24 protein-coding genes and 2 pseudogenes are annotated in these 24715 nt (G+C 60.3%); 22 read left to right on the forward strand and 4 right to left on the reverse strand.

Annotated features, from left to right (window positions below; translation table 11 throughout):
• The 9 genes and pseudogenes from NKI25_RS27960 to NKI25_RS28000 all read left to right on the forward strand — a co-directional run.
• Positions 1–736, forward strand: a pseudogene (locus tag NKI25_RS27960) (hypothetical protein); the annotation flags it as partial.
• 41 nt (positions 737–777) lie between these two features.
• Positions 778–1053: pseudogene (locus NKI25_RS27965) on the forward strand (chromate transporter); the annotation flags it as partial.
• Positions 1054–1158: 105 nt separating this feature from the next.
• A complete protein-coding gene (locus tag NKI25_RS27970; RefSeq protein ID WP_031256274.1) occupies positions 1159–2376 on the forward strand; it encodes an MFS transporter in 1218 nt (405 codons plus the stop codon).
• A 195-nt stretch (positions 2377–2571) separates the two neighbouring features.
• Positions 2572–3915 carry a hemolysin family protein gene (locus tag NKI25_RS27975; protein ID WP_031256272.1) on the forward strand — a complete coding sequence of 448 codons (1344 nt, stop codon included), beginning with the start codon at positions 2572–2574 and terminating at the stop codon, positions 3913–3915.
• A gap of 353 nt (positions 3916–4268) precedes the next feature.
• Positions 4269–5621 (forward strand): IS5 family transposase, encoded by a 1353-nt coding sequence (locus tag NKI25_RS27980; RefSeq protein WP_352999966.1) that lies wholly within the window; start codon positions 4269–4271, stop codon positions 5619–5621.
• Between the two features lie 1031 nt (positions 5622–6652).
• A complete protein-coding gene (locus NKI25_RS27985) occupies positions 6653–7174 on the forward strand; it encodes a hypothetical protein (protein WP_156942688.1) in 522 nt (173 codons plus the stop codon).
• Positions 7175–7264: 90 nt separating this feature from the next.
• Complete coding sequence (locus tag NKI25_RS27990; RefSeq protein ID WP_023802379.1) at positions 7265–7396, forward strand: hypothetical protein; 132 nt, start codon at positions 7265–7267, stop codon at positions 7394–7396.
• A gap of 145 nt (positions 7397–7541) precedes the next feature.
• Complete coding sequence (locus tag NKI25_RS27995; RefSeq protein ID WP_031256269.1) at positions 7542–8186, forward strand: DUF1007 family protein; 645 nt, start codon at positions 7542–7544, stop codon at positions 8184–8186.
• Positions 8187–8207: 21 nt separating this feature from the next.
• The gene (locus tag NKI25_RS28000; protein WP_023802377.1) at positions 8208–8921 is read left to right on the forward strand and encodes a nickel/cobalt transporter; all 714 of its coding nucleotides are present in this window, start codon (positions 8208–8210) and stop codon (positions 8919–8921) included.
• 80 nt (positions 8922–9001) lie between these two features.
• Here NKI25_RS28000 and NKI25_RS28005 read toward each other — a convergent pair whose 3' ends face one another.
• The 3 genes from NKI25_RS28005 to NKI25_RS28015 are packed head-to-tail and all read right to left on the reverse strand — an operon-like array spanning position 9002 to position 10929.
• On the reverse strand, positions 9002–9790 hold the full coding sequence (locus NKI25_RS28005; RefSeq protein WP_023802376.1) for a hypothetical protein: 789 nt from the start codon (positions 9788–9790) through the stop codon (positions 9002–9004).
• An 11-nt stretch (positions 9791–9801) separates the two neighbouring features.
• The gene (locus NKI25_RS28010; protein ID WP_352999968.1) at positions 9802–10539 is read right to left on the reverse strand and encodes a HupE/UreJ family protein; all 738 of its coding nucleotides are present in this window, start codon (positions 10537–10539) and stop codon (positions 9802–9804) included.
• A 48-nt stretch (positions 10540–10587) separates the two neighbouring features.
• A complete protein-coding gene (locus NKI25_RS28015; protein WP_023802374.1) occupies positions 10588–10929 on the reverse strand; it encodes a hypothetical protein in 342 nt (113 codons plus the stop codon).
• A gap of 150 nt (positions 10930–11079) precedes the next feature.
• On the opposite strand from NKI25_RS28015, the gene NKI25_RS28020 reads away from it, so the two are divergent.
• Genes NKI25_RS28020 through NKI25_RS28035 form a run of 4 tightly spaced genes read left to right on the forward strand, consistent with a single transcriptional unit; the run spans position 11080 to position 14321 of the window.
• Positions 11080–11361 (forward strand): metal-sensing transcriptional repressor, encoded by a 282-nt coding sequence (locus NKI25_RS28020; protein WP_352999970.1) that lies wholly within the window; start codon positions 11080–11082, stop codon positions 11359–11361.
• 11 nt (positions 11362–11372) lie between these two features.
• On the forward strand, positions 11373–12704 hold the full coding sequence (locus tag NKI25_RS28025; protein WP_352999972.1) for a cation diffusion facilitator family transporter: 1332 nt from the start codon (positions 11373–11375) through the stop codon (positions 12702–12704).
• A gap of 42 nt (positions 12705–12746) precedes the next feature.
• Positions 12747–14069, forward strand: coding sequence for an MFS transporter (locus NKI25_RS28030; RefSeq protein ID WP_352999974.1), 1323 nt, complete (start codon positions 12747–12749; stop codon positions 14067–14069).
• Between the two features lie 9 nt (positions 14070–14078).
• On the forward strand, positions 14079–14321 hold the full coding sequence (locus tag NKI25_RS28035; protein ID WP_352999976.1) for a hypothetical protein: 243 nt from the start codon (positions 14079–14081) through the stop codon (positions 14319–14321).
• 225 nt (positions 14322–14546) lie between these two features.
• Here NKI25_RS28035 and ftrA read toward each other — a convergent pair whose 3' ends face one another.
• Positions 14547–15527, reverse strand: a complete 981-nt coding sequence (gene ftrA / locus NKI25_RS28040) for a transcriptional regulator FtrA (protein WP_036270211.1) — start codon at positions 15525–15527, stop codon at positions 14547–14549.
• A 127-nt stretch (positions 15528–15654) separates the two neighbouring features.
• Between ftrA and NKI25_RS28045 the strand changes: the two genes are divergently transcribed.
• From NKI25_RS28045 to NKI25_RS28085, 9 genes are all read left to right on the forward strand, one after another.
• Positions 15655–16599, forward strand: a complete 945-nt coding sequence (locus NKI25_RS28045; RefSeq protein ID WP_352999978.1) for a PDR/VanB family oxidoreductase — start codon at positions 15655–15657, stop codon at positions 16597–16599.
• 114 nt (positions 16600–16713) lie between these two features.
• A complete protein-coding gene (locus NKI25_RS28050; protein WP_023802366.1) occupies positions 16714–18219 on the forward strand; it encodes a PepSY-associated transmembrane domain-containing protein in 1506 nt (501 codons plus the stop codon).
• 31 nt (positions 18220–18250) lie between these two features.
• Complete coding sequence (locus tag NKI25_RS28055) at positions 18251–18595, forward strand: DUF3088 domain-containing protein (protein WP_023802365.1); 345 nt, start codon at positions 18251–18253, stop codon at positions 18593–18595.
• A 173-nt stretch (positions 18596–18768) separates the two neighbouring features.
• On the forward strand, positions 18769–18987 hold the full coding sequence (locus tag NKI25_RS28060) for a YqaA family protein (protein ID WP_441295558.1): 219 nt from the start codon (positions 18769–18771) through the stop codon (positions 18985–18987).
• A gap of 99 nt (positions 18988–19086) precedes the next feature.
• Positions 19087–20649, forward strand: a complete 1563-nt coding sequence (locus tag NKI25_RS28065; RefSeq protein ID WP_352999980.1) for an ABC transporter substrate-binding protein — start codon at positions 19087–19089, stop codon at positions 20647–20649.
• A gap of 25 nt (positions 20650–20674) precedes the next feature.
• Entirely contained in the window at positions 20675–21616 is a 942-nt protein-coding gene (locus NKI25_RS28070) for an ABC transporter permease (RefSeq protein ID WP_031256253.1), read from the forward strand.
• A gap of 10 nt (positions 21617–21626) precedes the next feature.
• The gene (locus tag NKI25_RS28075) at positions 21627–22529 is read left to right on the forward strand and encodes an ABC transporter permease (protein ID WP_352999982.1); all 903 of its coding nucleotides are present in this window, start codon (positions 21627–21629) and stop codon (positions 22527–22529) included.
• A complete protein-coding gene (locus NKI25_RS28080) occupies positions 22526–23539 on the forward strand; it encodes an ABC transporter ATP-binding protein (RefSeq protein WP_352999985.1) in 1014 nt (337 codons plus the stop codon). The genes NKI25_RS28075 and NKI25_RS28080 overlap by 4 nt, the downstream gene beginning before the upstream one ends.
• Positions 23532–24515 carry an ABC transporter ATP-binding protein gene (locus NKI25_RS28085; protein WP_023802359.1) on the forward strand — a complete coding sequence of 328 codons (984 nt, stop codon included), beginning with the start codon at positions 23532–23534 and terminating at the stop codon, positions 24513–24515. The genes NKI25_RS28080 and NKI25_RS28085 overlap by 8 nt, the downstream gene beginning before the upstream one ends.
• Positions 24516–24715: the final 200 nt, after the last annotated feature.

Consider the following 24715-nt stretch of genomic DNA (forward strand, 5'->3'; position numbering starts at 1 on the left):
CTCATGGCTGTTCGACACCCTGGATCGGACGATGCGGATGGAGCAGACCACCTTCGAGAATAGCGACGGTGACGCAATCGTCTTCCACGATGTGCGCTTTCCGTTGGCATCCGGGATCACCCAGAAAGAAATTATCGCCCAGCTGAAGACAGTCCCGGCTCTGCGCCAGGAGAACGCGAAATTCTGGAACTGGCTTGGCGACACTCCGAAGGGAAGGCTCAAGGCCGGCAGATCTGGGAACCTCGCATGGGACATTACGATGGAGGACGGCGCACGGGTTCTCGGAAATGTTGAAATGAAAGGTCGCACCTTGCATCTGTCGACGAATTCCGCCGCCCGAGCCGCAAAAGGAACGACGCTGATGCAGGGGGCGCTGAACGATCTGGTTGGAAGGCCGCTCACCGAAATCCGTACCGTCGAGCAAATGATGGCCGAAAGGCCCGTCCGTGACAAGGATACGGCTGGTCCGGAGCTGCCACCCGAGATCGCCACAAAAGTCGTTCATGAGTTTTTGGAAAAGCAGTACCGCGAAACCCTCGATCAGCCCGTCGGAATGCTGGGTAATATTTCCCCGCGCGAGGCCATCAAAACCGCCAAGGGTCGCGAGAAGGCCGCCGAATGGCTCAAATATCTTGAAAACCGTTCTTCAAGCCAGCCTGACCCCAACGATCCCATGGCGACCTATGATTTCCGGTGGATCTGGGCCGAACTCGGTATCAAAAATCTTCGCCGATAATCGCTACCGTATATCTGTGTCCCTATAATGTACTGGAGCCAGCAGCGCTGTCTGCCATCACAGCAGCAGTGGTCGGTGTGGTCTTGAACCTGGCCGTGTGGTTCGCGCTTCACGTGCTGTTCCGCGAACTGGGTGAGGTCAGCTGGCTGGGCATGACGCTGGATGTTCCCGTGTTCAACTCCGTCAATATTCCGTCCTTGGTTCTGACGCTCGGTGCGCTGGTCGCGGTGTTCCGTTTCAAGATCGGCATGATCCAGGTGCTCGCAGCCTGTTCGGTCCTCGGCGTGCTTTATGGTGTCGTGACGGGGTCAGTCTGATCTGCTCGATCGGCGCAACCATTCTCTGGTCAGGAGGCATCCTTGACGGCTCAAAGGTCGACGAATGCTGTGCGCGATCCGGTGGCGAAACAGAGATTTGCGCTCATTCCTTCCGGTGCCGGGCCGGCAGCCACTTATCTACTGGCTTCGAGAGGATTACGGGCGTTCGGCGATGGACTCGTCAGTCTCCTGCTTCCAGCCTATCTGGCCGCGCTCGGCTTCAATCCTTTCGAGATTGGTATCCTCACCACGGCGACGCTGGCGGGTTCAGCGGCGCTCACGCTGTCTGTCGGGTTCGTCGCGCACCATTTTTCCCACCGCTCTCTGCTGATCGCAGCTGCCGTCCTGATGATCGCCACGGGGATCGCCTTTGCGCTGGTCAACGATTTCTGGCCACTGCTCCTTATCGCATTCGTCGGAACGTTGAACCCATCATCCGGCGACGTAAGTGTGTTTCTGCCGCTGGAGCATGCGGAACTTGCCCATAACGTCACCGATCACGACCGCACCGCCCTCTTTGCCCGCTACAGCGTGGTCGGTTCACTTGTTGGCGCTGTCGGCGCTCTGGCGGCCGGAGCCCCCGACTTGCTTCGACTGCTTGTCGGACTGGAGATCAGGCAAGCGCTTCAGCTCGCCTTCCTCCTCTATGCAGCCTTGGGGTTGGGATCGCTGCTTCTTTATCGGCGGCTGCCGAATGAACCGCTCGATCCTGGGGCGACACCGGCTGAGCCATTGCGCAAGTCGCGAGCAATCGTCCTGACGCTCGCTGCCCTTTTCAGTCTCGACGCCTTTGCGGGTGGCTTCGTGGTCCAGTCATTGTTGGCTCTTTGGCTTTATCAACAATTTAGCCTATCGCTCGCCGCCACTGGCGCGATCTTCTTCTTCACAGGTGTCCTCTCGGCAGCGTCTTATCTGGTGGCGGTGCAAATCGCCAAACGGATCGGGCTGGTGAACACCATGGTGTTCACGCATCTGCCGTCCAGTCTTTGCCTTGTGCTCATCCCTTTCATGCCGACCCTTGGTCCGGTCATCGTGCTCCTGCTGATCCGGAGCGCCTTGTCGCAGATGGATGTGCCGACCCGCACCTCCTACGTCATGGCGGTGGTGACGCCTGATGAACGGGCTGCAGCAGCGAGTGTTACCGCCGTCCCGCGCAGCCTCGCGGCAGCCGCCAGCCCGATGCTTGCCGGCTCGCTGCTGGCTGTTTCCGGCTTCGGTTGGCCGCTACTCATCGCCGGCGCCTTGAAGATTGTCTACGACATCCTCTTACTTGCAATGTTCCGCAAGGTTCGTCCGCCAGAGGAAAGACGGGACGGTCTATAGCAGCCGCTCTGTTCGCGCGATCTCCCGATCGTTCCGTTGAGAGGTTATGACCGATCGGTATCAAAGGCGGGAGGCAGAGTAATAACTCGCCCCGCGACGCGCGAGCAAGCTACACGTCCGTAGCATCGCAAAGGTGCCGTGCTATAGGTGAATTCCCATCAATAACTAGTGGCGATTGCCGCCCAAAAGGAGACCATGCCTAGTTCCGATGGCAGTATGTACGATCTGTTCGGGATACTCGCCGTACTTGTTCTCGTTGCCGCGAACGGCTTTTTCGTCGCGGCGGAATTTTCTCTCGTTGCCGTCCGACGCAGCCGGGTGGTCGAACTGGTCAATGCCGGCAGGACCAATGCCAATGCCTTGAAGCGGGCGGTGGACAATCTCGACGCCAACCTAGCCGCGACGCAGCTCGGCATCACAATATCATCGCTTGCGCTCGGATGGATCGGCGAACCGGCGCTTGCCCATCTGATCGAGCCGCTGCTGAACGCACTGCCCGGGTCGCTCGCCACGGCCGGCTCTCATGCGATTGCGGTCGCGATCTCCTTCATCATCATCACCGCGCTGCATATCGTGCTTGGCGAACTCGCGCCGAAAAGCCTTGCCCTGCAGCGCAGCGAGAGCACGGCGCTCTGGGTCGTGCGCCCGCTCGGGCTCTTCCTGTTTCTGCTGCGGCCGGCGATCATCTCGCTCAACGGCCTCGGCAATCTGGTGCTGCGCCTCTGCGGGCTGCGCCCCGGTACGGGAGAAGAATCCCTGCACTCGCCGGAGGAGCTCAAGCTGCTCATCGCCGCGAGCCAGGAGGCGGGGCTGCTCCACCAAACCCAACAGGAGGTCGTCGAGCGTGTCTTCAGCATTGGCGATCGGCGCATCGCCGATATCATGACGCCACGCCGCGACGTCGACTGGATCGACACCGACGATAGCCCGGACGAGATCCTGCGCACCATTCGCGCATGCCACCATGAACAGCTCCTGGTCGGCCGCGGCGGCATCGACGAGCCGCTGGGCATGATTTTGAAGAAGGACCTTCTCGATCAGGCACTGGACGGGAAGGCTCTCGATCCGATGGCGGTCATCCGCGAACCGGTGGTCGTTCACGAAGGAACGACGATCTTCCGCGTGCTCGACCGGTTCAAGAAGGCGCCGGTGCGTCTGGCGATCGTCATCGACGAATACGGCAGCCTGGAAGGGATCGTCACGCAGACCGATCTGCTCGAAGCGATCGCCGGTGACCTGCCGGATGCGGATGACGACGAACCGTATGTCATCGAGCGCGAGGATGGCTCACTGCTGATCGACGGGCTGATGCCGGCTCACGACGCTTTCGCGCGCCTTGGCTTCCGGTCAGGCTCGGCGGAAGGTGATTTTCACACAATCGCCGGCTTCGCGCTGTCCCGGCTTGGACACCTTCCAGAGGCCGGCGAGCATTTCGACTATGAAGTCTGGCGGTTCGAGATCGTCGATATGGACGGAAAGCGGATCGACAAGCTGCTCGCTCGCCGGGTGTCGCTTGAATCTACACCTGCAACCATTTGAGACCGAACACGCCAGGAACCAGAATACCGGTGGGCCATACAAGGACAGAGGCGATACTGGCCATTTGAAACGTCAGCGCGGGCATCTCGCAGATGCCCGCCGCCCGCGGCCCGGATGCGCGCAATGGACCTAAGAAGCGCCCTAAGAAGCGCCCGAAGATACGCCCGCAACGCCCCACAACTCGATAGTCGTCCGTGAAGAACTCGGAATGCTTTGATTCCGTTTAACAATTTCCCCTGATTTCGGTTTTCAGATTGCCGAATTTCGTGGCTTTGGGCTGCGGTTTCCGGCAAATTGGATGCGCTTGTTCTGCGTGATTCGAGGCGATGACGAAGCAGCGAGGGAAGCGAGCGATGCGACCGAAGGAACGGCGCGAGAGCGGCGAGACGGACCTGTTGCGATCCCGGCTCGACCACATCCTCAATATGGATCATGCGCTGGTGAAGCTGGCCAAGACGATCGACTGGCGTTTCCTCGAAGAACGGCTGGGCGAGGTCTATGACGACGATCCTGGCCGGCCGCCTTTGCCGACCCGGCTGATGGCGGGATTGGCCATCCTCAAGTCGATGCACAACCTGTCCGACGAAAGCCTGTGCGAACGCTGGCTGGAAAACCCCTATTACCAGCTGTTCTGCGGCGAGGAGTTCTTCCAGCACCGCTTGCCTTTCGACCGCACGTCATTGACGCGCTGGCGCCTGCGCATGGGCGAAGAGCGGCTCACGGCTCTGCTCCAGGAGAGCCTTGCGGCGGCGACCAGGTTGGGGGCGGCCAAGCCGTCGGACTTCCGCGCGGTAATCGTCGACACCACCGTGCAGGAAAAGGCCATCACCTTCCCGACCGACGCCAAGCTGATGCGCGCCCGCGAGCGGCTGGTCAAGCTGGCCAAGAGGCATGGCATTGCCTTGCGCCAATCCTATGCGCGGGTCGGCAAGATCGCGCTGATCAAGCATCAGCGCTATGCCCATGCCAAGCAGTTCAAGCGGGCCAACCGGCAGCTCAAGCGGCTGCGCACCATGTTGGGCGCGGTGATCCGCGACATCACCCGCAAGCTCGCCACGCGGCCAGAGCTGATGCAGGCCTTCGCTCTGCCGCTGTCGCTTGCCCGGCGCGTCAGGGACCAGCGCCAGCGCGAGCGGGGCAAGAAGGTGTATTCCCTGCACGCTCCGGAGGTCGAGTGCATTGGCAAGGGCAAGGCCTACAAGCCCTACGAATTCGGCGTCAAGGTCTCCGTCGCCACCCCGCTGCAGCGCAGCCGTGGCGGCCAGTTCGTCGCCCATGTCAAGGCGCTGCCCGGCAATCCGTATGACGGCCACACGCTGGCCACCATTCTTCCGGCGATCGAGACTTCGATCGGCGTCAGCCTCGGCAAGATCGTCGCCGATGCCGGCTATCGCGGCCACAACGCGCCAAAGGACAAGATGTTCAAGGTCCATGTCGCCGGCTACAAGCGCGGCCTCACCAAGGCCGTCAAACGGGCGCTGCGACGCCGGGCCGCCGTCGAACCCGTCATCGGCCATCTCAAGAACGACCACCGGATGGGCCGCAACTTCCTGGCCTTCTCCGAGGGCGATGCCAACAACGCCGTGCTTGCCGCCGTCGGCTACAACTTCAGTCTCCTGCTCAACTGGCTGAGGCTTTTGTGTGCCTTCTTCCTGGTGCTGCTCACGTCCGCTGCAGTGCCACCACTCCGGCCGCGATCAGCCTGACGCCATATCAGCTCTGACATGGCGGGTGAGAAATGCTTCCCGCTTCGCCTCCGATCCCGAAATCAACCTTCTTCACAGACGACTCGATAAGGTGAGGGATGACACAACACAGCTCCCTAAACCGCTTGATCGGTCGGTTTCTCACTGCTCAAAGCGCGTACAAGCAGTGCCCGTCAAATCTAGGCGCAGGCCAACCTGATAGTTCTTCTTTATTGCGGTGCAACTGGTCGTGATCACCTCAGAATGGCGGCAGCGCCTCTGGCCTCCTGCTATTCCCCATCTGAACGCGGACTCCAGCCGGGACAGCCGGTATGTGCCTCAAACGCTTTGGTGGCCGCGATTGAAGCCGGAACGTGGTTGAGGTCGGGATTTTTCAACAAATAGACGCGGTAAATGTCCGGTAGATCGCGCTTGTTGACCGCTGGCAATTCGCAACGGGTCTGCGTGGCGTAAAGTTGGGACCACACCGCTGCCAGGAACCCAACGCAAAAGTCAGCAGATGGGTCATTGCACATCGAGCCCACCACCTCCGCGCTATAGATTGGACCGCCCGTGTCAGCCGTGGCCGGACTCGCAGCAACTAATGCCGAAAACCCCGAAGCTACAATAGCGGGTGCGCGCATAGCCCACCTCCAGTTTTGGCAGAGCATAAGAGGGACAGCCGTTCGCACGCAAGCTTCACCAGGTAGAAGTTTTCCCGCAACACCTCCTTGACTGGATGCTGCGCTCCGATACTCGCGCTCCCTCGCTTTTCTCGCGGACTTCGTTGAGGGTCGGTGCGCGAAAATGCCAACCCAAGGAGTGCAATTTTCGTCAACCAGGTGCTGGAGCAGGTCGGCAGCCATCCGGGAGCGGGAGCAGAGCCGCAGCTCGGTGAACGAGCTGTAGCATCCTGACGAATTCATCGAGATTAAGCAGTTCGCGCGATGGCACATCTCCTCGATCGCCCGCCCGTCCACTTGACGAGCTTGCTTGAGGCTCCATTTCGGATCAATCAGCTACCTCGCTCCGTAGCCCGAGGTGTGATCGACATGCCGAAAACCCTCTTGGCCCTGCTACTCACAAGTGTGCATATGACATCGCCAGTGCACGCCGACAATGTCGATCTGGCGTTGGAGGCTTTTCACGGGACTTGTCTTGCCCATGGACCTGACTTCGAACGAACCGTCGCCGCAGCCGGGAAGCTTGGATGGACTCCGCGCCCTGGCGATGATTTCGCATCGGTGGGTAGTGTAAACGCTATCCAGGGATGGGTAGCGTCCGGCAACGACATGCCGGCCAAAACCATGATTGCGGTGGCAAAAGCCACGTTGAACGGCAAGGCCGTGCAGATATGCTCGATCACGCTGTTCGACATCGACAGCGCGGCATTTGAAGCGCGTTTCTTCGCACGAACCGACGCCGTGAAGATCGGCGAGGAGAGAAATCCAACGCAAGTTTCCAAACTTTTCATATTGATTGCTGGTAATCGCAAGCAGCTCGTCCATTTGACGCGGCCGAGGTCCCGGATCACATCGAACATGATCATTGCAAGCTCCATAGCCGATGACTAATCAGCGTGAACAGGCGGCCGAGAGAAGTGATACGCTTGAAACGAACTCGCCTCAGGAAACCGTTCCTCGGCATCGAGCCGGAGCAAGAAATTGAGCGATCGGCAAAAGGTCATCTGGATGATAGTGCTGGCGATCCTCGCCGGCGCCGCGGTAATCCTCGTCGATCACTGGATAAAGGGCGACTTTGCGGTTGCTTCCTTGTATGAAGCGACACACCCCTGATCGATCGAATCTAACGACCGCGGTCCTGATGGCTTTTTGCCCGCTGCCATCATTTGGTCCTCATACGTTGCCGTCCAATTTCGGCCTGCTTGCAGTGGCAGGTCTCCTGCCTGACCCGGAACGACGAGCGAAGTGTGAACGAAAAATGCGACTGGCAGGCATAGTATTGGGCGCGGCTCTGCTGCTCGCGTCAATGGCACCGGCAGGCGCCCATCCGCATGTTTTCGCCGAGGCGAGGCTGGATCTGACTGTCGGTCCTGACCGGACCATCAAATCGCTTCGACATCTCTGGCGTTTCGACGATCTCTTTTCCAGCACGGTACTGATGGAATTCGACAAGAATTCCGATCTCGCCCTTGACGCCAAGGAGCTCGATGAGGTGGCTCTCACCATCCATGCGTCTCTGGCCGAGTACAACTATTTCCAGCTTGTGACCTTGAACGGGAAGGACGTGGAAATGGCGCCGCCGCCAAGGCTTGTCATCAACTATGAAAACGATCAGCTCGTCGTCCTGTTCGAGACGCAGCCGAAAGACACATTGGCCCTTTCAGGAAAAGTCGGCATCGGCGTCTACGACCCGACCTTCTACACGGCGATTGATTTTACCGACGACGACAAGATCGCAGTCGCCGGCCTGCCGCAGGGATGCGCTCGCTCGGTCGTGCGTCCCGACCCGGAGACCGCGATCGCACAGAACCAGACAAAGCTGACAGACGCGTTCTTCAGTGATCCGACCGGGACCGATCTCGGCAAGATTTTCGCGACACGCCTCGAATTGACGTGCGGCTGAAGCGGAGTCGGTTCGAACGCAATGTTCCAAGTCCTTGTTGAATTCCAGCGCCCGATTTACCTGGCTCTGGCCGAGCAGATCAAACTGCTTTCGGCCGGGGGCGGCTGGCTGGCATTCACGGCCTTCCTGCCGATGGGCGTCCTATTCGGCGCGGCACACGCCCTGACGCCGGGCCATAGCAAGGCGGTGCTGGCGACCTATCTGGCAGGATCGGATTCCAGCGTCCGGCGTGGCCTTCTGGTGTCACTGACACTCTCCTTCACGCATGTGACCATCGCTGTCCTTATCGCGGCTCTCTCGTTGCCCCTGGTATCCATTGCGTTGGGCAGCGTGGGCCGTGCTCCGCTGCTGGAAGATGTCAGCCGTGGCCTGCTCGGGCTGATCGGTGTCTGGATGCTTTGGCGCGCCCTAAGCCATGGCCGTCACCACAAGCATGAAGGCGAGGCCGTGGGTGTCATGGCCGGCCTGATCCCATGTCCGCTCACACTTTTCGCGATGACCTTTGCGATATCCAGAGGCGTTCCAGTCGCCGGCATCCTCTTTGCCATTACCATGATGGTCGGGGTAGCACTGACACTGTCTTGCGTCGCGGTGCTGTCGATCCTGTTTCGCGAACGTCTGGTGCATTTTTTCGACAGCCGGCCACGCCTGTTCGATATCATTTCCCGAACCATCGAGGGCGTTGCAGGGCTGGTGCTTGCCGGCGTTGCCGTTTGGCAGATCGCATTGGCCTGAAATGCCATTCGCTCCACGATGGAGCAAACGGATGAGGGACGTCCGGCGTCGCTAGCGGCGCCGGACCAACTCGTAGCCCGCTAGATCATTCGCTTGATGTCAATGTAGTCGCCTTCGGTCTGGATCGTCAGTGTCACGTCGCTGTCGCCGCGATTGCGCCAGAACCAGCCATGGTTTCCGTCAAAAGCGGCTTCAAGAATACCTTCGCCGGAAGGAACGCTGCGGCCCTTTTCGTAGCTGACATTCTGGCCGCCACCGTCGCCATGCGTGTCGAAATTGACGACGCCCCCGTCGACGGTCCAGGCAAAGTTCGCCTTGGCGCCCTGCCGCATCACAAGCTTGACTTCGATGCCCTGGCCGGGTGTCAGCGTGAAGGACATTTCATCTCGCCGCCCGGTGCTCTGGGCCGGCGCTACCGCAGGGGTTTCGGCGACCTGCGGCGCGGTCTCCGGCACGGCCTGAACTGGCTGCGCAGGAATGATTTCCCCGGCCGTCACATCGTTCTGGGCAACGGGCTCCGCCGCTTGCGACGGCAGAGCTGGTTGCCCCACTGTCATCGTGACGAGGAGATTTTCGATCCGTTCCATACGAGCCAAAAGGTCGGCGGATACGGTATTTTGCGGGGGCCATGGCGCTGTTGCACCCGTTGTCTCGTCTGCAGCCGCCTCGGCCGCCAATTGCGTTTTGATTTCGCCCATCTCGGTAAGGCCGAGAAGCCGCCCGGCGCCGGTCGGGTCGATGGCATATTCCGATGGCATGACGACTGTGACCAGGAGGGTCAGTGCGGTCAGGGCAGCAATCAGGGTGGAGCGTTTGAGTTGTGCCGACGTCGGCAAGTCGGCACGGCTTGGCAGATCGGTGTTGTACATGATTTCGTTCCTTAAGCTGCGACGAACAAGCCGGTGAGCTGATACCCGATCAGCAGAAAACCGGCAGCCATCATGACGACGTTTGCGGTGTAGGCGTAACGCCAGAAGCTTCGCCTCCGGCGCCAGTAACCCATGACAATCAGGATCGCGCCAAGAGCCAGCAACTGGCCAATCTCGACGCCGACATTGAAGGCGAGGAGGTTGGGCACCAGACCGTCCGGCGAGATGTTGTATTCGATGATCTTGGTCGACAGGCCAAAGCCGTGAAAGAAGCCGAAGACGAGAGTCGCGCCCTGGGTGTTAGGCTGGAAGCCGAGCCACCTTTGGAAGGCGCCCATATTGTCGAGCGCTTTGTAGACGACCGAAACGCCGATAATCGCGTCGATGATGTAGCTGTTAATCCCGACGTTGAAATAGACGCCGAGCAGCATGGTTGTGGAATGGCCGAGCGCGAACAGGCTGACATAGATGCCGATGTGCTTCATCCGGTAGAGGAAGAAGATCACGCCGAACAGGAACAGGATGTGGTCATATCCCGTCACCATGTGCTTGGCGCCGAGATAGATGAAAGGCAGCAGATTGATGCCTGTGATCTCTTGAATGTAGCCCTTGTCGCCCTCGGCGACGCCGTGGGCGAAGGCTGCTCCTGCCAGGAGCGGCAGAGTCGGGAGAGCGACCAGCAGGAGAAGAGCGGGCCGCCAGCACGCATCGGGCGAGCGTGGCGGACCCTGGTAGAAGGGTTCTTGCATGGGAATTCCAGTCTTCGTCGTTGAGGGTGGCCGCGCGAGCGGCCGCGATCAGGCGGCGAGGAACGGTCTCGGCGGGCGGTCAAGCCGAAATGTCGCCTCCAGATCGGCGAAGCACGGCGGGTAAATCAGCCAGTCCTTACCGACCGGCGGAACGATCGGTACCAAGGGCACAAGCGCGCTCGCCGTGTCGTGCGAATGGTCGGCTGCATTGTGCCCGTGAAGAGAGCCGGATCCTCTCTCATCGGCAGCGCCCTCGTGATCATGGGCATAGCCATGATCTTCGGTCGGCCCAGTCTGTGCGACCTGGCGCTCGATTGCGACGGCGGCACGGGCGACCGGATCGTGCGAGGCCGAATATCCGAAAGGGCGCAGCAGCGTGCCAAGCATCATAGCGAACGCGACGACGAGACATAACCCCTTGCTGTGAGCCCGATTCTGCATAAGCAGCGATTATTCTCTAAAATCTTAACGAAGTGTGTTCGATGGAATCGGTACCGGTTCGAGGCTTGTATATCCCCTCCAGGAGGATAGTATCAAGACATGAACGATCAACCTCACGTCCACGCAACTCACCCAGACATCATCAAGCGCCTCAAGCGGGCCGACGGGCACCTCAAGGGCGTCATCGAAATGATCGAGGCAGGCAGGCCCTGCCTCGACATCGCCCAGCAACTCCACGCGGTCGAGAAAGCCATCTGCCAGGCCAAGAAAACCTTGATCCAGGACCATCTCAACCATTGCCTTGAAGAGGTTGTCGGGCCGCTGGCGCGGGAGCAACGCCGCTCGATCGACGAGTTCAAGGACATCACCAAATACCTGTGAGAAATATCACGATGGACAAGATACGAGTCTGGTTCGGCTTCGGCCCGATGACGCAGGGCTTCGGCGGCCATGGGCACGATCATGGCGATGGTGGTGGCCATGGCCACACCCACGGCGTCATCGACCCGACGATCGCGACGACGACGCGAGGCATCTGGGCGATCAAATGGTCTTTCGTCGTTCTGGCAATAACCGCAGCGCTCCAGCTCGTGATCGTGTTCCTTTCCGGAAGCGTGGCGCTGCTGGCCGATACGATCCACAATGTCGGCGACGCGGTCACCGCCATTCCGCTGTGGATCGCCTTCGTGCTGGCCCGCCGCAAACCGAGCAAGACGTTCACCTATGGCCTGGGTCGCGTCGAGGATCTTGCTGGCATAGTGATCGTTCTCATCATCCTCTTCAGCGCCATCGTCGCCGGCTACGAGGCGATCGACAGGTTGATCAATCCGCAACCCATTGCATTTCTCGGCTGGGTTGCGGCCGCGGGCATTATCGGTTTTATAGGAAACGAAGCCGTCGCGGTGTTCCGCATCCGTGTCGGCCGGGAGATAAATAGTGCAGCGTTGATCGCCGACGGCTATCATGCCCGCACCGATGGCTTCACGAGCCTTGCCGTGGTCCTCGGTGCCATCGGCGTCTGGCTGGGTTTTCCGCTGGCCGATCCGATCGTCGGGCTGCTCATCACGATCGCGATTTTCGGCATCGTCTGGCAGTCGGCCCGCTCGGTGCTGACCAGGATGCTGGATGGCGTGGAGCCGGGGGTGATCGAGGAAGTCCGTCATGCCGCCGAGCATGTTCCCGGCGTGACGATCGCCAATGTCAGAGCGCGGTGGATCGGCCATCAGCTCCACGCGGATGTCGGGGCTACGGTCAACGACGAGATGACCGTCGCTGACGCCAACGGCATTGCCAGCACGCTCAGGCAGGTACTGTACGCGCATCTGCCGGCACTCCGCACCGTCAACATCACGTTCGAACCTGCCGATGGGGGGAGCACACCGGCGGCGCCAGCACACAGGCATCACCACGCTCCGGAGCCTTTCAAGGTTGCGTGCGATCTGGCTACGGGAGCGTTGGAGATCGTCGATACGCCCGGCGGGGAACGGATGCGGCTTACCGTCGATCGGCACGCCGATGATCTGACAGCCACGGTGATTATCGACCGGCCCGGCGGCCCGGAGACGCTGCCTCTGCAGCCTGTCGCCGGCAACCATCATCGTCTTGAGAGTACCGTCGCTCCCGCCGAACCTCACGAGTTCGATGCGAGGCTGGTCCTGAGCTCGAAGGATCGGCGGCAGGAACTGCCGTTCAAGATGGTCGAGCCTGAAGGCCACCATCACTGAGATAGCAACCTGCTTCAGCGCGCTGCAAGAAGACAAACATATATGCTTCAAGTCCTCGCTAACCGTACCTACCGACATCTGTTCCTCGCGCAGGTCATTGCTCTTGTCGGCACAGGCCTTGCCACGGTTGCGCTTGGCCTGCTGGCCTTCGACCTGGCCGGGCCAAATGCCGGCGCTGTGCTTGGAACGGCGCTGGCCATCAAGATGATCGCCTATGTCGGCGTCTCGCCGATAGCCGCCGCCTTCGCCGAACGCCTGCCACGACGTACGATGCTCGTCTCGCTTGACCTCGTCCGGGCTGCGGTTGCGCTGCTTCTGCCTTTCGTTACCGAGATATGGCAGATTTACGCTCTGATTTTTGTCCTTCAGTCGGCATCTGCCGGATTTACCCCGACGTTCCAGGCGACGATTCCGGACGTGCTGCCGGAAGAAAAGGACTATACGCGGGCGCTGTCGCTTTCGCGGCTGGCCTACGATCTGGAAAGCGTCGTTAGTCCAATGCTGGCCGCAGCGTTGCTGTCGGTCATCAGCTTCCACAGCCTGTTCGCCGGCACTGTCGTCGGCTTCCTCGCCTCGGCGGCGCTGGTCGTTTCCGTGATCCTGCCAAGCCCGCAGCCGTCAGAACCTTGCGGCATCTACGAGCGTACGACCCGGGGCATCCGCATCTATCTGGCAACCCCGCGTTTGCGCGGGCTGCTGGCGCTCAACCTTGCGGTTGCTGCCGCAAGCGCCATGGTGATCGTCAACACTGTCGTTCTCGTCCAGGCGGAATTCGGCCTTTCGGCGCGTCAGACGGCACTGGCGCTCGCCGCATTCGGCGGCGGATCGATGGTCGCCGCACTCGCGCTGCCGAGGCTGCTCGAAAATGTGCCGGACCGGCTTGCCATGCTCTGCGGCGCCGCGATTCTGGTCGCCGGAATGCTGGCCGGTTCCTTGGTGAGCAGCTACCAGCTGCTGCTGTCGCTGTGGTTCGTGCTTGGGCTCGGCTATTCGCTGGCGCAGACGCCGTCGGGCAGGCTGATCCGCCGTTCTGCCAATCCTGTCGACCGGCCGGCCCTGTTCGCAGCGCAATTCGCGCTTTCGCACGCCTGCTGGCTGATCACCTATCCGATCGCCGGACGGGTCGGGGCGGCGATGGGTCTGCCCTTCACCTTCGTCCTGCTTGGCATCATTGGCGTCGGCGCCCTTGCAGCGTCGATGCTGTTGTGGCCGAAGCATGACCCCGACGTGCTTGCGCACACGCATACCGGTCTGGCCGATGGCGACCGCCACGTTGCAGACGCCGTGTGGTCGGAAACGGGCTTCGAACATTCGCATGGCTACGTCGTCGACGATCGGCATCCAAAATGGCCAAAAGCAGGTTAGGCCCTCCCAATGCTCGGCGACTTCGCCATTTTTGGCGGTCTGTTTCTGACCGCCTTCGCCGCGGCGATCATGCTGCCGATGCAGTCGGAAGCGGCTGTGGCGGGACTGTTGCTGACGACCACCTATGCTCCGCTCCTGCTGATCCTGACTGCAACCGCAGGCAACGTTCTGGAGTCGGTCGTCAATCCCCATGCGCGATTCAATCACGCCGATCGTGGCTGCTGCTGGTCTTTCCGGCTCAATTCGCTATGATCGCGTTCCAGGCGACGATGACCAGGACAAGTCCCGCCAGAATTTGAATAGCCCTTGTGGTCGCATCCACGACGCCTGGCCGCGTTTCCAGGACGAAACGTGCCGAACGCCGCTGAATGTGCATCGAGACATGTAAGCGAATCTGCGAGGTAATTATGGGCATCACACCCATTGCCTAGCTTTCTTCCAAAACTCCATTCCACGCGGCTCCAACGCGACTAACTCTCACTCTGTGCGTACAGCTTGAAATCGCCGCCTGTAGTCGGCCGGGCTGGTGCCAAGCTTTGCTTTAAAATGATTGCGTAGAGTGGCCGCTGCGCCGAAACCCACCATGAATGCGACTTCGTCTACCGATAAGTCGGTTTCTTCCAGTAGTTGCTTGGCCCGCCGTATCCGTTCCAGCAGTAGCCATTCTCCCGCTGGCGCTCCCATCGCGCCAACAAAGTGGCGTTGAAAAGTGCGGCTACCCATCGCCACTTGCGCAGCCATGTTTTCTATGGACCATTCTGCATCCAATGCGCCTCTGATTGCGTCGATCAGTGGCGCCAAGGTCGAGCTTGGTCGCTTCGAGATAGGTTCTTCAATATATTGAGCTTGGCCGCCTTCTCGATGAGGAGGCATCACCAGCCGACGCGCTACATGGTTTGCCGCACGGGGTCCCAAATCACGCCGGATCAGATGAAGGCATAGGTCGATCCCAGCGGCGCTACCAGCTGACGTCAGCACATTGCCTGCATCGATGTAGAGTACATCTGCCTCCACCTTAATCTGCGGATATCTGGCAGCTAAAGTTTCAGCATGCCGCCAATGTGTTGTGGCACGCTTTCCGTCGAGCAATCCGGCGGCCGCCAATACAAAAGCGCCTGTGCAGATTGATAGTATCCGTGCGCCTCGCTCGTTCGCATTTTTCAACGCAGCGCACAATTCTGAGGGCACGGGATCATCAATCCCACGCCAGCCAGGAACGATAATCGTTCGGGCATTTGCGAGTAGCTCCACTCCGCCGTCGGCGGAAACGTGGATGCCTGCAGGACCTCGAATACGACCGGGTTCTCCCGCACAGATGGCAAAACGGTACCAGCTGTCGCCCATCTCTGGCCGCGGAAGGCCAAAAACCTCCACCGCGCAGCCATATTCAAAAAGGCTCAGGCCATCATAAACGACGACTGCAACTAGCCCTGCACCCTCCGTGGATCCTGATTTCATTTTTGTCATGATCCGGACGCAAATAGGCATTCATGCCGCTGGCGCGGGACACTGACACATTTACCTTGCTGCCATCAAGGCTTTGAAGTACCGGGCCCGTCCCGGCCTCGCCATCGGAGTGGAGTCGGTGAAAGTAACGGTCACTCGAAAACTGGAGATCGCAGCAGACATCTGCGAGTTCCACCTGACACTTCCGGGCAATCAATCGTTGCCGCCCTTTGCTCCTGGCGCGCATATCGATGTGCATCTTGGCGCGCTGGTTCGGCAGTATTCATTGTGCAACGACCCCATCGAAAGAGATCGGTATGTGCTTGGTGTGCTCAAGGAGCCGTCCTCAAGGGGAGGAGCAAAGACAATGCACGCTCTTTCAGAGGGCGATGAACTTGAGGTAAGCGAGCCTAAGAATAATTTTTCTCTAGATTGCAGCGCACGGCATTCAATACTTTTCGCGGGAGGCATTGGCGTGACGCCAATTCTCTCAATGTTCCATTTTATGGCGCGCCGCAGCATTTCGTTTGAAATGCACTATTGCATCCGCGCGCGTTCACGCGCAGCCTTCGTCGACCGTCTCTCCGGTTCTGAGCTTTCTGCGCGCGCGAACGTCTATTGTGATTCCGAGCCCTCAGTTGGCCAGTTGGATCTGTCAAAGGTTCTTCGGGATCCAGACCCACGAAAACACCTCTACGTATGCGGTCCGGGCGGATTTATCGAAGCATGTCTGTCTGCCGCCGACGCGGCAGGCTGGAGTGAGGCAAACCTGCATCGAGAGTCTTTTGCAGTCGCGGCAAATTCTTCAGGGCCGAAAGAAGCGTTTGACCTCAAACTCGCCCGCTCAAATCGGACCGTTCGCGTAGCTCCCGGACAGAGAGTGATCGACGCACTAACGGCCGCAGGAGTCTGTGTTCCATCCTCATGCCTGGAGGGCACGTGTGGAACCTGCCTGACAACCGTACTGGATGGGGAGCCGGACCATCGAGATGCATACTTGACGAAGAAAGAACGGACAAGAAACGATCGGTTTCTCCCTTGCTGCTCGCGGTCAAAGACTTCGGTGCTGGTGCTGGATCTTTAAATCTCGCGCCCAATCTCTAGCGCTTCACAACCTCATTCACGAAAAAAGAAACGAAACCGATCGTTAAGCAAAATCTTACACAACTAAAACCAAGATAAAAAGGGTAACATAGAGATGGTAACTTACCAGGAAGGCGCTGAAAGCAACCGAAAATCGCGGATAAATATCCTTAAAGCAATTGTCATATTTCACCGGTGGCTTGGAATTGCTTTCTGTCTGCTCTTCGCGATGTGGTTTTTCTCCGGCGTCGTTATGATGTACGTCCCCTATCCATTCCTTGGAGATGGCGCCCGTATCAACAAAGGGACCACGATCGACGGCAGCCAAGTTGAGTTGTCTCCTTCAGCTGCAATCACTGCATCGGGCATCAGTTCACCTGCCCGCCTCCGCATATTGGAAGTGAATGGTCAGGCCATGTACGTCATCCACCCACCGAAAGGTCCGCAAGTGATCGTTTCGGCAAAAACTGGTGAGGTCGTGGCAGGCATTTCCGGCGAAGCCGCCACGTTGATTGGACAGTCTTTTTCCGGACAAACGGTCAAGGCGGTCTCAGAACCGCTAACCTATGATCAGTGGATGGTGCACCATCGGTTCGATAGGTATCGACCATTCTACAAAGTCTCGCTGGCCGATGAGGCTGGAACAGACCTCTACGTATCCCAACGCTCTGGCGAGGTGATGCAGCGGACGACGAACTTCGAGCGATCCTGGAACTATGTAGGAGCCGTGCTCCACTGGATCTACCCAACCGTCCTACGCCAAAGCTGGGTTGCATGGGACCGTACCGTTTGGTGGATGTCACTCGTTGGCATCAGCCTGACAATCGCTGGCATCTGGCTGGGCATCGTTCGCTCGTACAAAAGCGCCAAATTCAACCAAGGAGCAATTTCTCCCTACAGAGGATGGATGAAGTGGCACCACGTCGGGGGGCTGGTCATGGCCACCTTTATCTTCACGTGGATACTGAGCGGCTGGCTCTCGATGGACCACGGAAGGCTCTTCTCGACCGGCGAAATGACCGACGCGCAGGCTGAAGCGTATGTCGGGTTGACGGTGGCCGAAGCGGCCAAGTCGGTATCGCCTGGCGCAATCCAAGCCATTCTTCCTGCCACCGAGGTGGAAGTGTCTGCCGTAGCGGGCAGGCCGTACCTGCTTGCCCGTGGCCCCGAGGCCGACCCCAAGATCGCGGAATTTCGGGATGGTAAGGTGAATGCCCATTCTAACGCCTTTCCTAATGATGCCATCTGGCAGGCTGCTTCCTTTGCGTACCCTGGGAAAACTGTGGAACGACCGACCCCAATCCCAGCCGACGACGTCTACGCGAACCTGCGATCGAGCGACGGCATTGGCGGAGAAGGACTGCGCATCATTGTAAAGGACGAGGCGAACACAGCCGTCTACGTCAATCCCGTAACCAGCCGCGTGATTGAGGTCATGGACGGCAGCCGACGCACTTACCGATGGCTATACTTCGGTCTGCACACTCTGGATTTTCCGTTCCTCTCCAACAACGCGATCTGGAAGCCGCTAATGCTGACGCTCCTCGCCGGCGGGTTCGCTTTCAGCGTGACAGGCGTTTTGATCGGATGGAGACGCTTGCGTCGCAAATTTGCCAAGTAGAAACAACTACTAATCTATGTTGGAGACCGAAATGAAAGATCAACTTTTCATGCTTGCGCCTGGCTTCTTCAACGGGAAGGACGGCCCATTCTACTGCGGCGGCGCTGTCTCCGTTGAAGGGCTTCTGAGCTTCTTTCCGGCGCTGCGAAACAAGATCGACGTGCACTATATCGATGCCCCGCGCCCCCGCCCTGCGATCATTGAGTTGATAGGAGAGGAAAATCAGTCTGCGCCCGTCCTGATCCTTGGCGACGACCGTATTCCTTTGGATCGGAGCATAGAGCTTCAGTCGCATTGCCAGACGAGGTTCATCAACTCACCGGACGATATCCGCCGATACCTTTCGTCACAGTACGGTGTTGCCCACCCCTCCTGAGAGCCAGACGAACCGTCCGATCCGCGGACCACAGCGACGTTCGCCTTGGATCACCCGCGGCTGCCTTGCAAACGGTTGAGCCCGCCTTCTCCGGCGCCGATGCGTGACCAAAAGCAGAAGCAGATAATGACCAGACAATAACGTGCGCCAAACAAACACAATGGGGAACACAAGTGTCAATCGGCATGGAATGGGGACCCTGGATCGGCGCGCAAAAAGGGCGCTACGGGAAATGGAGCCTGCTCTTGAGCTGGCTTCCGATCATCGGAGATCCTCTGACCCTGGTAGCCGGCGTTCTGCGGGAATCGTTCTGGAGCTTCCTGGCTATCGTCACGATCGCCAAGGCTGGTCGTTATCTGGTGATCGCTGCCGCCACTCTCAGCTGGATGTAGCGGGTCACAGCTGGCTGGATTGGCGCCAATTATGTCTATACAAATAGAAAGCCAGCATGTAAAATAGTTGTCAAATCAAACAAAAAATGGGGAACTGAAATGATCACTCTCGACCGTCGTAATTTCCTTGCCGGCACGGCCGGCCTGGCCTTTGTCGCCACGCTTCCGCATGCGGCCTTTTCCGAGACACATGAAACGCTGAAAATCGCCATCGCCGCCGAGACCGGCGATCTCGACCTGCTGCAGAACGTTTCGACGCTAAGCACCTACACCATCGTGTTCGACGCGCTGATCCACTACGGGCAGAACGGTTCGTTCGAGCCCGGGCTCGCCACCAAATGGACCGTCGCGGACGATCAGCTTTCGATCGCCTTCGACCTGCGTGAAGGCGTCAGCTTCAGCGACGGCACGCCCTTTGATTCCGCAGCCGCCGAGTGGAACCTCAAGCGCTGGATGGGTGTGCCAGATTTTTCGTGGATCGGTGTCGCCGATGCGTTCGACGGCATCGTCACCGATGGCCCGAACAAGCTGACCATCAAGCTGAAGCGGCCGGTGCCGGCAGCCCTTCTTGAGCTCACCATTGTCCGGCCGGTGCGTTTCCTCTCTCCCAAGGCGGTCGACGCGAACGGCAAACAGACGGCACCGATCGGGACCGGGCCGTGGATCATCGAGACCTACGACTCGTCCGGCACCAATCTTGTGCGCAACGACAAATATTGGGGCGAAAAGCCGCTTTTCAGCCGCATGGAACTGAAGGTGGTTCCGGATGAGCTCGCCCGCGCCAACGGCCTGCGCTCGGGTGACCTCGACGTGATCGGTGGCGACTGGGTGGCGACGCTGTCGCCGCGCCGCGCCCGCGCGCTCGAAAGCGACGGCATGAAGGTGGTGGCCGAAGCGGGTACGGCAACGATGCTGCTCGGCTATTCGCCGAAATCCAAAATCATCGCCGACAAGGCCGTCCGCGATGCCATCTACGCTTCGGTCGACCGCGCGGCGATCGCCAAGGTTCTGTTCGAAGGTTTTGCCGATCCCGCAGCGGATCTTTTCCCGGCAAACGTGCCTTCGTCCGGAAAGCGGCATGGCGTGCCTGTGCGCGATGTCGCGGCGGTCAAGAAGATACTCGTCGACGGCGGCTGGGCTGACGGTGGCGGCTCCTGGACAAAGGACGGCGCACCGCTCGCGATCGATTTCCTGGTCTCGGAGGAATCGCTGCCGGGGTCGCGGCGCATCGCGGAGATGATCCAGGGCCAGTTGTCCGAGGTCGGCTTCCAGGTGCAGGTCGCCTCTGTGGACAACGCGACGATGCATGAACGCCGCCCGGCTTTCGACTACGACCTCGCCTTCTTCACCACCTATGGCGCGCCCTACGATCCGCACGGGACGCTCGGCAACGCCTTCGTCTCCACCGCCGACAGCGGACCGGACGGCAAGATCTACGTCTCGGATGCGCTTGACGGCGTGGTCAAGGCCGCGCTCGAAGCGAGCGGCGAGGAACGCGCACTGAAGATGCAGGCGCTCTACGACTGGCTGTACGACAACACCGCCATCTGCCCGCTTGTCGTGAGCCAGCGGCTGTGGGCGCACAACCCGAGGGTGGAGAATTTCTCGCTTCCGGCGACCGACTACGATCTGCCGTTCAAGGCGATCACGCTAAAGGCCTGAAATCGAACCCAAGCGAGGCCTGTCGATGAGACGCATTGTTCTGCGACGGATGCTGCTTGCCTGCCTGTTGATCATGGCGGCATCCGCGCTGACATTTGCCCTGGTTGCAGCCGCTCCGGGCAATGTCGCGGCGCTTATCGCCGAGCGTGCCGCAGGACCCGGCGCCGACGCGGAAATGATCAAAAGAATCGGCGAGGAGCTTGGCCTCAACGACCCGCTGCCGATACGCTACGGACGCTGGCTGGCGGGTGCGCTAGGCGGCGATTTCGGCATATCGCTACGAACCGGGAAACCGATCTCCGACGAATTCGCCGCCCGTGTTCCGCTCACGGCGGCGCTGCTCGCCGGTGGCGGAATTCTGGCATTCTTTCTCTCGCTGACGCTCGGTCTGGCCGGGGCGGTCAGCAACGGTGGCACGATGGACAGGTTTCTCCATGCCTTTTCGCTGATCGGCGCCTCGACGCCAAATTTTTTCGTTGCCGCGCTGCTGGTCATCGTGTTCTCGGTGATGCTGGGCTGGGTTCCGACCTTCGGCACCAGCGGCTTCACCTCCTGGCTGCTGCCGTGGGTGACGATCGCGCTGTTTCCGGCCTCCGTGCTCAGCCGCGTCGTCCGGGTCAATCTTCAGGAGGCAATGTCGCGCCCGTTTGCGACGACCGGCTTCGCCAAGGGCTACACCAGAACCCAGGTCCTGCTGCGCGAGGCGCTGCCCAATATCGCCATACCGTTCCTGACGACGTTCGGCGCACAGTTCACCTTGATGATCATCGGATCGATCGTCGTCGAAACCGTTTTCGCGCTGCGCGGCGTCGGCGCCTTCTTCATCGAGGCGATCCGCTTTCGCGACTTCATCGGCATGCAGTCGGTGTTGCTGCTGTTCGTCGTCTTCTTCGTCATGGTCAATTTCCTTGTCGACATGGTGTGTCTCGTAGCAGACCCGCGCCTGCGCCGGGCGCGGGGGGCATGAGGCGATGACCATGCCGTCGATCAATGAGATGAAAGACTGGCCCTGGCTGGTGCTCTTTCCCGTCATCGTCTTCGTGCTGATCGGTATATTCGCCCCGGCGATCATGCCTTACGATCCCGGCGCGCAGGACTATGCCGCAACGCTCGAGGGTCCAGGCTGGAGCCATTGGCTCGGCACCGATTACCTCGGCCGCGACGTTTTCAGCCGCATCATCGGCGGGGCGCGCATTTCGCTGGTGGCGATGGTGATCGTGCTGGTGGCGGCGCTCGCCATCGGGGTGACCATTGGCTCGTTCGCCGGTTATGTCGGCGGCCGCGTCGAGCTTGTGCTGATCAGCCTCATCGACATTGCATTGGCGCTGCCGAGCCTGGTCATCGCGCTGGCGCTGATCGGCATCCTGGGCACCGGCTACTGGTCGATGATCACTGCGCTCACGCTGGCATGGTGGGCAAACTATGCCCGCATGAGCCGTGCCGTCGTCACCGCCGAATTGCAGCAGCCCTATTTCGAGGCGGCGCGGGTGATGGGCGCCGGCCACCTCTGGATATTTGTACGGCACATCCTGCCGCATGTGCTGGCGCTTGTCGTCGTCTATGCCAGCGCCGATGCCGGCGCCTTGGTGCTTGCCATCGCGACGCTGAGCTTTCTCGGCTTGGGCGTTGCGCCGCCGACGCCGGAATGGGGCCAGATGCTTGTCGACGGCATGAGCTACATCGAGGAGTTTCCGCGCCTCGTCGTGCTTCCCGGTCTCGCCCTGACGCTGGTCGTGGTCAGTTTCAACCTGCTCGGCGAAACCTATGCGCTGCAAAAAGTGCCGCGGCCGGTTCGCGGGCGAATGCTGCGCAAGCGCAAGCTGGCGCGGGCTCGCGAAGAGGCCGAGCGCGATGCCGTCGAAAGGACGGGTTCGACATGAACGACGACAAGCCAATTTACGCGATCGAGAATTTGATCATCGATCTCTATGCAACTTCCGTATCCGTCCGGGCGGTCGATGGCGTCTCATTCAGCGTTCGGCCCGGCGAAACGGTGGCGGTCGTCGGGGAAAGCGGCTCGGGAAAAACGGTCATGACGCTCGGCCCTCTCGGCCTGCTGCCCGAAGGCGTGACTGTAGCGATGCGCGGGACGGCTCAGGCCGACGGGAGCGACCTGATCGGCATGGGCTCCAGGCAACTGTCCGAGCTTCGCGGCCGCTACTTTGGGGTGATCTTTCAGGATCCGATGAGCGCGCTCAATCCGATGCTGAAGATCGGCCCGCAACTGGCCCGCCAAGCGCGCCGCTTCGCCGGCCTGTCGCACGAGCCTGCCCGCAAGGAAGCGGTGTCGCTGTTGGCGCGCTTAGGCATTCCCGACCCCGAGGACCGCTACCATCGCTATCCGCACGAAATGTCGGGTGGCATGCTGCAGCGCGCGATGATCGCGCTGGCGCTGGCGGCCCGACCGCGCGTGCTGATCGCCGACGAGCCGACCACAGCCCTGGACGCCACCGTCCAGGCGCAAATCCTGGAACTCATCCGCCAGATCCAGCGCGAGGAAGGCATCGCCGTGGTGCTGATCACCCACGACATCGGCGTGGTCGCCTCCGTCGCCGACCGGGTCATCGTGCTGTACGCCGGGCAGGTGGCCGAGGACGGGACCGCCATGGACGTCCTGACGCGGCCCGTTCACCCCTATACGCGCGGGCTGCTCGCATCGGTGCCGGACTTTCGGTCCGACGAAAGGGCGACGACCCGCGAGATACCGGGCCTGCCGCCAAGCCAGATCAGGCTGGAACCGGGTTGCCGTTTCGCCGACCGCTGCGAACTGGTCGAACCAGGTTGCCGAAAACACAGGCCGCAGCTTCAGACTATATCGGTCTCGGCAAATCAGCATCGCGTGGCCTGCCCGGTCGTGATCAGGCGAGAGGGGATTGCCCTTCATGTCTGATGCCGCTGCAATCGAGGTCAGGGGGTTGAAGGTTCATTTCCAGAACCGCGATGGGACAGGCGCGGTCCGGGCGGTCGACGGCATCGATTTGAGCATCCCGCGTGGAGCCTTCCACGGTATCGTCGGCGAGTCCGGCTGCGGAAAGACCACCTTGGCGCGCACCATCGTCGGCCTGCAGAAGGAGAGCGAAGGCACGGTCCTGATCGCCGGCAGAAATCGCGCCGAATGGTTGAAATCAGACAGGAAATCGTTCAGCCGTGAGGTCCAGTTCGTCTTCCAGGATCCGCTGGGATCGATGAGTCGACGGCAGACTGTTTACCAGACACTGGAAGAGCCGCTGCAAATCCACCGCCTCGGCTCTTCGGCGGAACGAAGCCGACGCATCACCGAGCTTCTCGATCTGGTTGCGCTGCCGCAAACGGTGCTCGACCGTCTTCCACGCTCCCTTTCGGGCGGCCAACGCCAGCGCGTTTCGATAGCCCGCGCGCTTGCCCTCAAACCTTCGATCCTGGTGTGCGACGAGCCGCTGAGTGCCCTCGATGTCTCGATCCGGGCGCAGATCGTCAATCTGTTCACATCTCTGCAAAAACAACTTGGCCTTACCATCGTCATTGTCGCACATGACCTGGCGATCGTGCGCGAGGTCTGTTCGGACGTAACGGTGATGTATCTCGGCCGCATCGCCGAAGCCGGTGTGACACAGCCGCTGTTTCGCGAGCCGGCCCACCCCTACAGCCAGGCGTTGCTATCCGCGGTTCCTTCGCCCGACCCGCGCATCGAAGCCGACCGTCGCCGCATCATCCTCGCCGGCGATCCGCCGAGCCCGAGCAACCCACCGCCAGGCTGCCGGTTCAACACACGCTGTCCCGTGGCGATCGATATCTGCCGGTTGGACGAGCCCCAACTGCGTCCCGTTCCTCATGGCGGCGTCGCCGCCTGTCATCTGGCTGAGAGTGATCACCGCCCGGTGATCTGACAACGAATGGCAGTTGGTCTTCCGAGAATAACGTTAAGCGCCGTCTGCCGGCGTCTGATCTCGCTGCGACGGGATTAGATTGGCTTTCCATCACCCTCGCGCCGCGGGGAGGCCGGAGCGGACGCGCGATTCGCGTCCGGGTGTGAAAAAGGTGAACTCCTCCGTGTCCAACAAGCCGTAGCGAGGCGCGGATGTCGTAA

This window comes from Mesorhizobium sp. M0808, from assembly GCF_040320025.1.
Classification (GTDB): Bacteria; Pseudomonadota; Alphaproteobacteria; order Rhizobiales; family Rhizobiaceae; genus Mesorhizobium.